This window comes from Streptomyces sp. JH14 (assembly GCF_029428675.1).
GTDB lineage: Bacteria > Actinomycetota > Actinomycetes > Streptomycetales > Streptomycetaceae > Streptomyces.
In genome coordinates this window covers 3,791,054-3,802,806 of the sequence record NZ_JAJNEL010000001.1, presented here as the reverse complement: position 1 = coordinate 3,802,806, position 11,753 = coordinate 3,791,054, and the positions used below count along the sequence as shown (strand labels likewise).

Here is an 11,753-nt window from a genome sequence, read left to right as displayed (position 1 = left end):
GCCCGCACCGTTCGGCATCGTTCCAAGACCACCCCGTGCCCCCTGAGGGCTCCCCTGGGGGCGCGCCCCCAACTCCCCCTAAGGGATGTCACAGCTCGGCCGCAAAGGCGCCCCGGTTCCCCCGGCTCTCCCACCGCACACGCTCGGAGCAGGTACGTTCGATTACGTGGCTGGATTCAGGATCGGACGCGGCCGGGACAACCGCACCCCGCAGCAAGGACAACAGCAAGCGCGGCAGCAGCCGTACGGCACACAGGCACCACCGCCGCCGTACGGTCAGCAGCCATGGCCGCCGACGGGAGGCAACGGCGCCCCGTACGCAGCGGGCCGGCCCGGCACGCATCAGGGCAACAGCGGCTACGGCGGCGCACACGGCGAGCCCGAATACTTCGGCGACCCGCACCCGTACCACCAGCCGCAGCACCCCCAGTACCCCCACCAGGGCGACCCGTACGCCAACAACCCGGGTCACACCCAGGCGTTCAGCATCGACGAGGACCCGTACGGCGACGGCAACACTTACCGCGCCGGCCAGGTGCCCGCCCAGCCCGCAGGCCCCCGCCTGCACTGGAAGCAACTGCTGAGCGGCATAGTGCTGCGCCCCGGTCCGACGTTCTGGCAGATGCGCGACCACCCCGTCTGGGGTCCGGCGCTCATCATCACGTTCCTCTACGGACTGCTGGCGCTCTTCGGCTTCGACCAGGCCCGCGACGACGCGATCCACGCGACGATCTCCACCGCCGTCCCGTACGTCGTCTTCACGGGCATCGGCTTCGTCATCGGCGGCCTGGTCCTCGGCGCGGTCACCCACACTCTCGCCCGCCAGCTCGGCGGCGACGGCGCCTGGCAGCCGACCGTAGGCCTTTCCATGCTGATCATGTCGATCACGGACGCCCCCCGGCTGGTCTTCGCGCTGTTCCTCGGCGGCGAGAACACTCTGGTCCAGCTCCTCGGCTGGGCGACCTGGCTGGCCTCGGCCGCGCTCTTCACCTCCATGGTGAGCAAGTCGCACGACCTGCCGTGGCCAAAGGCGCTGGGCGCGTCCGCGATCCAGCTGATCGCACTGCTGTCGATCATCAAGCTCGGCACGATCTGACACCCGCACGCACCAGAGAACCCCCGGCGCCACGGCACCGGGGGTTCTGCACATCCACGCGCTCGGCCCTCAGGCGTCGAGAACCTGCCCACTGCGCCGCACCACGGGCTTCTCCACACTCCACGGGAAGTTGATCCAGCGATCGGTCTTCTTCCACACGTACTCGCACTTCACGAGCGAGTGCGACTTCTCGTAGATGACCGCGCTGCGCACCTCGGCGACGTGATCGATGCAGAAATCGCGGACCAGCTTCAGCGTCTTCCCGGTGTCGGCGACGTCGTCGGCGATCAGAACCTTCTTGTCCGAGAAATCGATCGCATTCGGAACGGGTGCCAGCATGACCGGCATCTCCAGCGTCGTCCCCACCCCGGTATAGAACTCCACGTTCACGAGGTGGATGTTCTTGCAGTCCAGCGCGTACGCCAGCCCGCCCGCGACAAAAACGCCACCGCGCGCGATGCTCAGCACCACATCCGGCTCGTACCCGTCGTCGGCCACGGCCTGCGCGAGTTCGCGCACCGCATGGCCGAACCCCTCGTACGTCAGGTTCTCCCGTACGTCATTCATGGTCCCGCATCACACCTGAGTCCGGTGGAAGTTCATGAAGGAGCGCGAGGCCGTCGGCCCGCGCTGCCCCTGGTAGCGCGACCCGTACCGCTCGGAGCCGTACGGGAACTCCGACGGCGAACTCAGCCGGAACATGCACAGCTGGCCGATCTTCATCCCCGGCCACAGCTTGATCGGCAGCGTCGCGAGATTCGACAGCTCGAGGGTCACATGCCCGGAGAACCCGGGATCGATGAACCCGGCCGTCGAATGCGTCACCAGCCCGAGCCGGCCGAGCGAACTCTTGCCCTCCAGCCGCGACGCAAGATCGTCGGGCAGCGAGATGACCTCGTACGTCGAGGCGAGAACGAATTCACCGGGGTGCAGGATGAACGCCTCGTCCCCGTCCGGCTCGACCATGCGGGTCAGGTCCGCCTGCTCGACGGCTGGGTCGATGTGTGGATAGCGGTGGTTCTCGAACACCCGGAAGTAGCGGTCGAGCCGCACGTCGATGCTCGAGGGCTGCACCATCGACGGTTCGAACGGATCAATGCGGACCCGCCCGGCGTCGATCTCGGCCCGGATGTCCTTGTCTGAGAGAAGCACGCCCCGAGGATACGCAGAACGCGCGGGCCCGCCCCAACCGGACCGCACCCGCGCGCCTGCCACGACCGTCTGCCGCCGCCTCTACCGCTGCTCGAACACCACGGGAACGGCATGCCGCAACCGGGCGCAGCGCGGACAGCGGATAAGCCGCCCCGGACCGATCCGATCGGTCCCGAGCTGCTGCATCGGGAACGAAGCGGTAGCGAAAACGTGCCCTTCGGCACAGCGGACGACGGTGCGCTGCATGGAGTCCATCAAGTCCCTTCCCCAACAAACCGTGGACGAGAAAGCCACATTAGGGGATGAACAGGACGCCGCTCCAGGCGGCACTCCGACTGCGTACGCTACGCCCCCAACTACCGCCCGCGGCACCCGTGTCCACCCTCCGGGCACAACGACCAGGCCCCCGGCTCGTACGCCGGGGGCCTGCGATGAGGTAGAGTGTGCGACGGTGAGCCGCTGATCAACCAGCGCTCCGTGCGGGTGTAGTTTAATGGTAGAACATGAGCTTCCCAAGCTCAGAGCGCGAGTTCGATTCTCGTCACCCGCTCCATGAAAAAGCCCCAGGCCAACGGCCGGGGGCTTCTTTGTTGTCTGGACCACTTCAGGGGTCCCGCACCAGATCCGCACCAGAAGGCCCCTGATCTGCCTTCTTACGGGCGGACCGCACGAGGTCGTCCAGACCGTTCGCGACCTCCTGCTGTCGCTCAAGATCCGAGTGCTGATAGATCAGCGCGGCCTTCTCCGACGACTGGCCGGCCCGAACCATCGTGTCCTTGAGCGTGGCCCCGGACCTGGTCGCCAGGGTGTGTCCGGTGTGACGAAGGTCGTAGAAGCGAAAGCCGTCCGGCATACCGACGAGCACGCGAGCACTGCGCCACTTCCGCCCGAAGGTGGAACGTCGGAACGGCTTCCCCTTCTCCCCCACGAACAGAAGTCCGTCCGGCTCCTTTTCCGCGTACCAGTCGAGATGCCGACGAAGGTCGGTCCGCAGAAAGGCCGGCAGAACCACGACCCTCTTGCCCGCTTCCGACTTGGTGTCGCCAGGAGCACGGCGACCGGTGGTCAGCTCGGGCGCGGCCATGCGCACGCGGATGGTCATCTCGTCCAGGTCGACGTCCTTGCGCCGCAGCTCCGCTTGTTCCTCAGGCCGCATCGGACCGTACGCGCCGAGGTAGACCATCAGCCGCCAGCGAGGACCAAGAGCGTCGGCGAGCGCGTCGACCTGGTCGACGGTGGCGATCTGGCGTTCGGCGGACGACTCCTTCCCAGCGCCCCTGATGCGACAGGGATTGCGGCGGATCAGCTCGTCATCGACCGCGGTTTCCATGATCGCCTTGAGTAGTCGGTACGACTTGGCCACGGTCGTGGCGGCCCCGGTGGACGAGAGCCGCTCGGTCCGCCAGGTACGGACACGGGGCGCGGTGATCTCGTCGAGGTCCAGGCCCTCGAAGGTGGGCAACAGATGGAGCCGCAAGAGTCGCCGGTACAACTCGTCAGTGGTGGCTGAGAGACCACGTTCGTCCACCCACTGGAGTACGTACTCCTTGAAGTTCACCGCCCCGGCGTCCGGGTCCTGCCAGTTCCCGCGCGTGAGATCGGCCTCGATCTGCGAAAGACCAGACTTCGGCGTCCCTCTTGGTCTCGAAGGTCTCGGGTGCGCGGAACTCTTGCCCGTCCGGGCCCAAGTAGCTCGCGGTCCAGCGACCGGACCGGTACTGACGCACAGCGCCGAAGCGCCGGCGGCTTCCCTTCGCATTGCCCATCAGGCGGCGCTTCCATAGCGGGACCGGCGACGGCGTATGGGCTGGACGGTGTTGCCCGCGATGTACTCAGACAGCGCGCTCTCCGCGATCCGCACATAGCGGCCGACCTTCACGAAGGCGATCCGCCGTTCGGCGATGAGCCGTCGAGGGAAACGCACGGTGGTACCGAGGCGTTCGGCAGCTTGCTCCACGGTCAGCAGCGGGTCACTCATGACCGGACTCCTTCCAAGACAAGTTGGTCGTGCAGGGCTTCGCGAGCGGTTTCGCGGTTGAGCTGGAGGTCCCTGGCGATCGAGGCGGCGAGAATCGACTCCCCTGGCGAGTGGCCCTGCCCGGCGTACTGCCAGTCGGTGAGGACGAGGACGGTCGGGTCCTGGTCCTGGTCCGGGTCGGGTAGGCCGAGCTCTTCGCGCTGCTGGGCGGCGCGATAGTCGGCGCGGATCTGGCGGAGTGCGCCGAGGGTGGTCGAGTAGCAGCGGGACTTGCTGGAGAAGTGGCCGCGGAAGCCGAGCATGTGGGCCCAGGCCCTCAGCCGTCGGTCCGGGTACAGCGCGTCGAGGTCGAAGCAGGCTTCGATGAGGCGGCGCGGATGATCGGGTACGTCGAGGAGGACCAGGACCTCGCGGTTGCCGACGCGGCGGTCGACGGTGCCGGTCGTCTCGGCTGCCTTGGTCGCGTACTTGGCGACGTAGGAGGCGACGGCCTGTTCGGTGATGTCGGTGCCGGCGTCGAAGGCGCGGATGGGCCGTATGTCGAGCTGAGTGCCCCAGCGGAGTTCGCGGGCGGGTTGGTCGGCGGCGGCAGGGACGGTGATGGTCGTGTACGAGTGCGCGACGGCCGCCCGGATGGAGTCGCTGAGCAGCTGCACGGAGGCCCAGGAGGGCGGCGGGCTGTCGGCCCCGTCCGGGCCGTCGAGGCGTACGACGGCATGGAAGTGGACTGCCCCACGCTTCTGGAACTCGGCGACCTTGCCGTACGAGACCCGTGCCGTTTCTTTGAGCTCGCGTTGGGTGAGTCCGGCGCGGGCGGCGATCTCGCGGCGGAGGCGGTTGGTGAAGCGCTGCCACAGGTTCCCGGCGTGGTTGTTGAAGAGCACGGCAGCGGCGTAGTCGTACGTCGTCGGGTCGAGCGGTGTGCCGAGGGCGTCGTCCTCGGGTGGGTGCTGGACACCGCAGCGGCAGCGGCCGGAGTCGGGGCGGTTGTGGACCGGGCCGAAGGACGGGGCGGTGAGCGTGGCGAAGACGCGCGGGTAATCGCGGACCGTGACCGGGACGTCCTTGTCCTGATCGCCCGCGAGCCCGGCACGGATCAAGTGGTAGGTGTCGGCGGAGTACGTCCAGGCGCAGGCCGGGCAGCGGGAGGCGCGGCGGTTGCCGCATGCGACGCGGAGTCGTCCGTCGGGTTCGGTGTCTGTGGAGTAGCGGTGCAGGGTCTCGCCGGTGGTCTTGTCCTTGGTGAGGGTCCAGCCGGACAGGTGGATGGGGTTGGCGCAGCCACCGGTGCGGCGGACCTGGTCGCGCCAGCGGTCGAAGCCGGTGGACCCGGTCACCCGGAGCAAATCGCCGAGGATGGCCGGGTCCAGACCCGCGAGGGTCGCGGTGTCCGTCACGCGTGCTCCCGCAGGGTGACCGGGGCCGGGGTGGTGGTGCTGGTGGTGCCGGTGCCGTGGCAGCGACGACAGGTGATCAGGAGGGTGGCGCGGGTGCCGTCGTCGAGGAGCATCCCGGTGTCGATGGCGACAGCGGGGAAGCCGTCGCAGTCCGGGCAGATGCGCGTCCGGGCAGGGGTGTGCTGGGCCATGATGGTGGTCCTTTCGATTGCGGTTGGAAGGGGCCGGACCGTCCGGGCGGCGGCGATGCTTGGCGGCTTGTGCGCCGCCCGGAGGCCGGTCAGAGCTGAGTCAGCGGGAGAGGGCGCAGGTACCGCGTCGGCCGGCGCATTCCTTGGCCGCGTACATCGCGGAGTCGGCGGCGAGAGCGTCGGAGAGGTTGCGGACCGGCAGCTCGGCCACGCGACAGGAGCCGACCGATACGGAGAGCGGGAGCCGGTGCCCGGCGTGAGTGACGGGCTGACGCAGAGCCCGGTGGAGCGGTGTCAGGACCGGAGTACGGCGGGCGATGGCGACGAACTCGTCTCCGCCGAGGCGTCCGGCGATGCCGTGACGGCCGCACCAGCTACCGAGGCGTTGGCGGTGGCGGTCAGGGCGATGTCCCCGGTGGCGTGGCTGTGAGTGTCGTTGAGGTTCTTGAAGTCGTTTCTCCGGACTAAGAAATGATCTTGCAGCTGAGCCCAGTGCGACTGCGCCGTAGGCTGCGTGCCATGGCGCGATTCGATGAAGTCAGGGCGACGTTCTGGGATGACGGTGATTACGGTGTCCAGCAGCCTCTGACGGACGAGATGGTGGGAGAGGCCGAGCGTGTGCTTGGTGTGACGCTGCCTTCGGCCCTGCTCGACCTTCTGCGGGTTCAGAACGGCGGCATCGTGGCTGCCGATCACGATGCGTTCCCCACCAGTCAGCCGACCTCGTGGAGCGAAGACCACGTTCCCTTCGACCACCTGATGGGCATCGGGCGACGCGACGGGATGACCTCGTTGCTCGACACTCCGTACTTGGTCGAGGAGTGGGGCATGCCAGCACCACTTGTGCTGATTTCCGGCGATGGGCACTGCTGGATCGGGCTCGACTACCGCACTTGCGGGCAGGACGGCGAGCCCTCGGTCACATGGTTCGAGAATGACCTCAACTCGGAGCTCGTCCTGGCAAGTGACTTCCGCTCGTTCGTCGAGGGCCTCACTGCAGGCAGCTCGTATGGTGACGGCTCTGTTGGCGATCCCGTATCGGCTTGATGATCGCGGCGTCGTCCGAGCCAAGGAAGTGATCACGAGCTTGCCGGCCTGAGCACAAGGCGGTTGCGCGTCCTTGGTCCGGTCAACATGGTCCAGGTCGAGCAGGAGGACGACGGCGTCGCGGTGGCGGCGGATGACGCGCTCGGCGAGAGCGGTCCATCCGGCGCGGCGCGGGTACGAAGGCCGGTGAGCGGGTCCCGGCGGGCGGTCGCGAGCCGGTGGGTGAGCAGGGCGGTGTGCGAGGCCCAGCCGATGAGCGGTAAGGCGAGGGCGAGCACTTGGGTGTCCACGGTTCTCCTTCGTTGCGGCTGGAAAGGGTTGCGTGGGCCGTCCGGGCGGTGGCGATGCTTGGCGGCTTGTGGCACCACCCGGAGGCCGGTCAGCGGTGGAATTCCTGGCGAAGCATGCGCACGAGGATCAGGAGGACGACGCCGCTGATGGACAGCGCGAGTCCCGTGATGGCGATGGCAAGGAGCATAGAGGTCAGAACCGCGCCGACCACGACGACGCCGGTGACGATGGCGACAGGATTGGTGCGGGCCTTCTCGACGAGGCCGGGCCGGGAGGTCGCAAGCGAGGAAGCCGGCGGATTGGCGCGGTCGGTGGGGACCTGGAGCGCCGTCGGGGTGTGGCCGGAGCTGGCGTAGGTGTGGGTGTCGGAATGCGGGTACTTGGGCTGGAACACGGTTGTTCTCCTTTCAGGGACGGTCACTTGGCGACGCTGTCGATGGCCGGGGCGAGGAAGCTGTCCGCCAGGAGGTAACCGCCGAGGAGCAGGACGGCGACCAGCCACATGGGCGGCCGGGCGAGCTTGATGCCGAGTGCGCCGACGATGATCAGAGCGAGCCAGAGCGGGACGTTCATGACGTGATCTCCTCTGCGATCAGCGGGCGTTGCAGCGGTGGGTCCGGGCGGCGAGCTCGGCCGATGCGCGGTTGAGGTAGTCGGCGGACCAGTCGCATCCGGGGGCGGTGCAGACGGCGGCGTGGGCGTCGCGGCCGCGGCGGTCGCGGTGGGTGCCGATCTGGACGGGGCCGATGCGGTCGACGTCCCAGAAGCGGTTGCAGGCCATGGTGTTCACCTCCTTCAGGTGAGCTGGGCGGCGATGGCGTCGGCCATCGGGGCAGGGACGCCGAGGCGGGCGCGCAGGGTGTCGGTATCGAGGGCCCGGCCGGTCGCGGCGCGATGGGTGTCGGCCAGCTTGCGGGCGTGAGCGATCAGAGCGGGCGGTACGTGTGGAGCCGCAGGCAGAGCAGGAGCAGATGCTCCGGTCACGTCTGTGCGTACGGGCTCTGCGGCGGGGAGCTCTTCACGTACCGGGTCCGCATCAACGGTCTGTCCGGCCTCTTCTGCCGTTGGCTCGTCGACGACCACGGCGGGTCGGTCCTGCACCGGCGCCGGGGAGTGAGCGAGGAGCGTTCCGCCGAGGAAGGCGAGTGCCGGCCATCCGGCGACGAGGATGCGCAGCCAGTCCGGGACGTCGGCGAGGTCCAGCATTCCGGCGGTGGCGATGTTCGCCCCGAGGGAGGCGGCGAGTGCGACCGCGAACCAGATCCATGCAGCCCCGCGGGACGAGCCGGTGTTCCGCAGGATGCGGAGCCGGTGCCACGCGGCGACGAGCAGCAGGTCGACGGAGATCGGGTAGGCCCATGCCTTCCAGCCGTTCTGTCCGGCGGCCTGGGCCAGGTCGTGAAGGTGGGACAAGGACAGCGCTCCGGCGATCACGGCTTGTACGAGTACGGCGTCCAGGCGGAGTGACGAGCGCATAGGAGTCCTCCTTTCTTGGAGACGAGCGGCCGGTGGTCAGTCCTTGTCGGCAGCCAGGGCGAAGGGTGCCGGTGCCGTCAGAGGCCGGAAGGCGGCCAGGCCGGGAAGTTCCGGGGTGAGCTGGGAGTGCTCGGTGCAGACCGCCACGGCCTGATCGAGGGAGACGAGCGGACTGCGAACCACCGACCAGCCACCGGAGGAGTCCCCGGCGATCGCGGTACCGCGCTGGTCGGGTCCGATTGCGGTTGCCGCCATCACGGCGAGCGGGCTGATGTCCCCGAGCGCCATCTTGGCCGTGGTCTCGTCATTCACGCGGTGCGAGATGCGGCCCGTGAGCTGGGCTCGGAGTGCGGTTGCGCCCTTGCCGAGTTCGGCGCCGAAGCGCTGGCCGCAGATTTCGAGATAGATGCCGGCGGCCCGGCCGAGCTGGGCGATGCGGACGAGCTGGGTGACCATGCGGTCCCGCCGCTTTTCGTCCGAGGCGGTGGTAGCCAGGAAGAGTTCGGCCACCTCGTCGACGAACACGACGATGGGCACCGGGCGCAGATCGTCAGCCAACCCCCAGATGTCGGAACTGATTGCCTCGGGTCCGGCGGCGGGGGCGAATTGCTGAATGGTCCGAATCAGCTCGTACCGTTCGGTCATCTCGGTCACCAAGGCGTCGAGCAGCTCTGCGGCCTCTTCGGGTGTGCAGGCCAGAGCGGACAACCGTCGGGAGAAGGGGGCGAGTTCCACGCCCCACTTGCAGTCGATGCCTACGAGGGCGACCGGCTGAGAGGCAAGCCCGGATATCAGCCCACGCAGGTACACGGACTTACCCGACTCCGTTGCGCCCATGACGAGTTCGTGAGCGATGGCCCGAAAGTCCCGCAGGTGCGGAAGCCCGTCTGCTCGCAACGCGACGGGGACTTGCAGCAGCTGCCGTGATGCGGTTCGAGGCATCACAACCCGACGCAGCACGTCGTAACCGATGATCCGAAGCTGTAGCGTCCCCGGCCTGAGAGGGGACACGTGCACCGCGTAGGCCCGCCAGGCGTGGCGTAGCCGCTCGCCCGCTGTCGCGAAGTCCCTCACTTCCTGGCCCGGTCGCATCCGCACCCGGAGTACCAGCCCATTCGCGTTGATCCGGACGCGCGTTACGCGGGGCAGCATGCGGGACGGCGTGCGCCGCGTTGCCGCAGCTATCGCGCGCCGCAGGCGGGTGGGGGGTTCGTCCAGCCCGCAGGCTTCCATCACGGACCGGTAGGTGATCGCGATACGGACCAGCTTGGCCGGTGCGGCGAAGACGACCCAGTACCAGGCAGGCCGCATGCGACGCAGGACCAGCAGCCCTACAGCGACAAGCGCCAGGCCGACTAACGCGGTGATCTGTCCGCCGGTCAACGCTCAGCCCGCCAGCGAGGTGACCGCGGCAGCGCGGAAGGTGATCCCGTGCTTCTTCTGACCGTTGAACTCGTTCTCCCACGGCCGTGCGATCAGGCCGGTCACCGCGACCGGGGTACCGGTGGCCAGGTCGCCCGAGATGTCGTCCTCGATCACCACTACCGTGACGACCTCGGCGTTTCCGTTCCCGACGAACAGCACATCGACGCTCATCAGCGACTTGCCTGTCTCGGCGTCGACAGCGATCAGGCCGTTCTTCCTGTCCTTCATCTTCGGCTGAGGCGGCTGGGCCACCATCACGGTCAGACCGGACAGGTCAACAGGGATCATGCGCACAGAGATCACTCCTCTAGAAGTGTTCGACTCCGTCACTCATGTACATGAGTGACATGAAGAAGAGTGCAGGACTCCTATACATGAGTCAACCCGCCGCGAGAAAGAAATCGCAACGGGTTGAAGGGAGTTGAGTGCGCGTCAGTCGACGGCAGGGATGCGGTAGCTGAAAACGAACTGGTCAGCAGCCATGAGGGTGTCGCACACCTCGACCACGCGACCCTCCTCCGTGACGGCATCACGTACGAGATGAATGACCGGTGCGCCAGGGCTCAGCGCCAGTTCCGAGGACTCCGCCTTGGAGGCCGGCCGCGCCTGAAGGGTCTCGACGAACTCCGCGAAGACATGGCCGTCGTCTTCGAGCCGTGCGTAGATCCCACCGGGACCGGGGTTCTCGGAGAACAGCTCCGGGATGTCCTTCACCACGTCCCACGGGAGGTAGGACGTAGCGGTCTCCACCGGAGTGCCGTTGCGGAAGTAGAGGCGCCGGCGGGCCAGCACTTTGGCTCCGGGCTCGACGCCGAGCCGTTCGGCGATCTCCTCGGGCGCATCGGCGGGACCGATGAACAGCACACTGACCTTGGCGGTGGCCCCGGCCTGCTCGGACTCAGCGAGGTACGCGGCCTTGCCGCCCTGGCGATGCGAGCGCCGGAACCGGTCCGAAGACCGATGACGCACCGGGGGCCGGGCCTTCACCAACGAGCCCTTGCCGTGCCGGGTCTCCACCAGGCCGCTCGCGCGAACCTCCACCATGGCCTTGCGGATCGTGCCGCCCGACACCCCGTAGCGGTCGACCAGCTCCGACTCGCTCGGCACCATGTCGCCAGGCTTGAGGACGCCCGCCCGGATCTGCTGAACGATCTCGTCGGCGATCTGAACGTACCGAGGTACGGCCCTGCCACCTCCTACCGCTGTTCCCATAGACCTACCCACTCTCCTATGCTCCTGTACATGAGTAACAGCGCCCAGGAAGCCCCGTCAACGCCGAAGCACAGTGTGTCCGTGGCGGGGGCAGTGGTGCGCGAGGACGGCCGACTCCTGGCGATCCGCCGCGCGGACAACGGGACATGGGAGCTGCCGGGCGGAGTACTGGAGTTGGAAGAGTCGCCGGAGCAGGGCGTCAGCCGCGAAGTCTGGGAAGAGACCGGCATCCACGTCGAGGTCGACCAACTCACGGGCGTCTACAAGAACACGGCCAGGGGCATCGTCGCCATGGTCTTCCGGTGCAAGCCCTCCGGAGGGACCGAGCGAACCTCCGCCGAATCGACGGCAGTTGACTGGCTCACGCCTGAAGAGATCACCGAGCGGATGTCCGAGGTCTACGCGATCCGACTGCTGGACGCTCTCGACGGGGCCGGCCCCCATGTCCGGAGTCATGATGGCTACCAGCTGAACAAGACGCCGTGACG

The 11,753-nt window shown here is 67.8% G+C and carries 16 protein-coding genes, 1 tRNA gene and 1 pseudogene; 4 read left to right on the top strand and 14 right to left on the bottom strand.

The annotated features are described in order from the left end of the window. Positions 1–166 precede the first annotated feature (166 nt). Complete coding sequence (locus tag LRD69_RS17165; RefSeq protein WP_277327448.1) at positions 167–1,096, top strand: YIP1 family protein; 930 nt, start codon at positions 167–169, stop codon at positions 1,094–1,096. Between the two features lie 69 nt (positions 1,097–1,165). On the opposite strand, the gene LRD69_RS17160 is transcribed toward LRD69_RS17165, so the two are convergent. Further along, positions 1,166–1,663 carry a phosphoribosyltransferase gene (locus LRD69_RS17160; RefSeq protein ID WP_277327447.1) on the bottom strand — a complete coding sequence of 166 codons (498 nt, stop codon included), beginning with the start codon at positions 1,661–1,663 and terminating at the stop codon, positions 1,166–1,168. Positions 1,664–1,672: 9 nt separating this feature from the next. Then, positions 1,673–2,248, bottom strand: coding sequence for a dCTP deaminase (dcd, locus tag LRD69_RS17155; protein ID WP_277327446.1), 576 nt, complete (start codon positions 2,246–2,248; stop codon positions 1,673–1,675). Positions 2,249–2,727: 479 nt separating this feature from the next. Here dcd and LRD69_RS17150 point away from each other — a divergent pair. Further along, positions 2,728–2,801: transfer RNA gene (locus tag LRD69_RS17150), tRNA-Gly, on the top strand. Positions 2,802–2,852: 51 nt separating this feature from the next. Here the strand turns inward: LRD69_RS17150 and LRD69_RS17145 are convergent. The 5 genes and pseudogenes from LRD69_RS17145 to LRD69_RS17125 all read right to left on the bottom strand — a co-directional run bounded on the left by LRD69_RS17145 (position 2,853) and on the right by LRD69_RS17125 (position 6,169). Continuing rightward, positions 2,853–4,014 (bottom strand): annotated as a pseudogene (locus LRD69_RS17145) (tyrosine-type recombinase/integrase). Continuing rightward, complete coding sequence (locus LRD69_RS17140; protein ID WP_277327445.1) at positions 4,014–4,226, bottom strand: excisionase family DNA-binding protein; 213 nt, start codon at positions 4,224–4,226, stop codon at positions 4,014–4,016. Before LRD69_RS17140 ends, LRD69_RS17145 begins: the two are co-directional and overlap by 1 nt. Further along, entirely contained in the window at positions 4,223–5,623 is a 1,401-nt protein-coding gene (gene repSA / locus LRD69_RS17135; RefSeq protein ID WP_277327444.1) for a replication initiator protein RepSA, read from the bottom strand. The genes LRD69_RS17140 and repSA overlap by 4 nt, the downstream gene beginning before the upstream one ends. Next, the gene (locus LRD69_RS17130; RefSeq protein WP_277327443.1) at positions 5,620–5,814 is read right to left on the bottom strand and encodes a hypothetical protein; all 195 of its coding nucleotides are present in this window, start codon (positions 5,812–5,814) and stop codon (positions 5,620–5,622) included. The genes repSA and LRD69_RS17130 overlap by 4 nt, the downstream gene beginning before the upstream one ends. Before the next feature lie 100 nt (positions 5,815–5,914). Beyond that, entirely contained in the window at positions 5,915–6,169 is a 255-nt protein-coding gene (locus tag LRD69_RS17125; protein ID WP_277329763.1) for a diguanylate cyclase, read from the bottom strand. A 164-nt stretch (positions 6,170–6,333) separates the two neighbouring features. Between LRD69_RS17125 and LRD69_RS17120 the strand changes: the two genes are divergently transcribed. After that, positions 6,334–6,861: an SMI1/KNR4 family protein gene (locus LRD69_RS17120; RefSeq protein ID WP_277327442.1), complete on the top strand. Its 528-nt coding sequence runs from the start codon at positions 6,334–6,336 to the stop codon at positions 6,859–6,861. A gap of 379 nt (positions 6,862–7,240) precedes the next feature. On the opposite strand, the gene LRD69_RS17115 is transcribed toward LRD69_RS17120, so the two are convergent. From LRD69_RS17115 to LRD69_RS17085, 7 genes are all read right to left on the bottom strand, one after another. After that, positions 7,241–7,546, bottom strand: coding sequence for a SpdD protein (locus tag LRD69_RS17115; protein ID WP_277327441.1), 306 nt, complete (start codon positions 7,544–7,546; stop codon positions 7,241–7,243). 23 nt (positions 7,547–7,569) lie between these two features. Next, a complete protein-coding gene (locus tag LRD69_RS17110) occupies positions 7,570–7,725 on the bottom strand; it encodes a hypothetical protein (RefSeq protein ID WP_277327440.1) in 156 nt (51 codons plus the stop codon). Positions 7,726–7,744: 19 nt separating this feature from the next. Next, the gene (locus LRD69_RS17105) at positions 7,745–7,933 is read right to left on the bottom strand and encodes a mobile element transfer protein (RefSeq protein ID WP_277327439.1); all 189 of its coding nucleotides are present in this window, start codon (positions 7,931–7,933) and stop codon (positions 7,745–7,747) included. A gap of 14 nt (positions 7,934–7,947) precedes the next feature. Then, a complete protein-coding gene (locus tag LRD69_RS17100; RefSeq protein WP_277327438.1) occupies positions 7,948–8,628 on the bottom strand; it encodes a DUF2637 domain-containing protein in 681 nt (226 codons plus the stop codon). Positions 8,629–8,664: 36 nt separating this feature from the next. After that, positions 8,665–9,939 (bottom strand): FtsK/SpoIIIE domain-containing protein, encoded by a 1,275-nt coding sequence (locus LRD69_RS17095; RefSeq protein WP_277329762.1) that lies wholly within the window; start codon positions 9,937–9,939, stop codon positions 8,665–8,667. 75 nt (positions 9,940–10,014) lie between these two features. Continuing rightward, entirely contained in the window at positions 10,015–10,347 is a 333-nt protein-coding gene (locus tag LRD69_RS17090) for a hypothetical protein (protein ID WP_277327437.1), read from the bottom strand. A 138-nt stretch (positions 10,348–10,485) separates the two neighbouring features. After that, complete coding sequence (locus LRD69_RS17085; protein WP_277327436.1) at positions 10,486–11,265, bottom strand: GntR family transcriptional regulator; 780 nt, start codon at positions 11,263–11,265, stop codon at positions 10,486–10,488. Positions 11,266–11,283: 18 nt separating this feature from the next. Between LRD69_RS17085 and LRD69_RS17080 the strand changes: the two genes are divergently transcribed. Beyond that, complete coding sequence (locus tag LRD69_RS17080) at positions 11,284–11,751, top strand: NUDIX domain-containing protein (RefSeq protein ID WP_277327435.1); 468 nt, start codon at positions 11,284–11,286, stop codon at positions 11,749–11,751. Positions 11,752–11,753 lie beyond the last annotated feature (2 nt).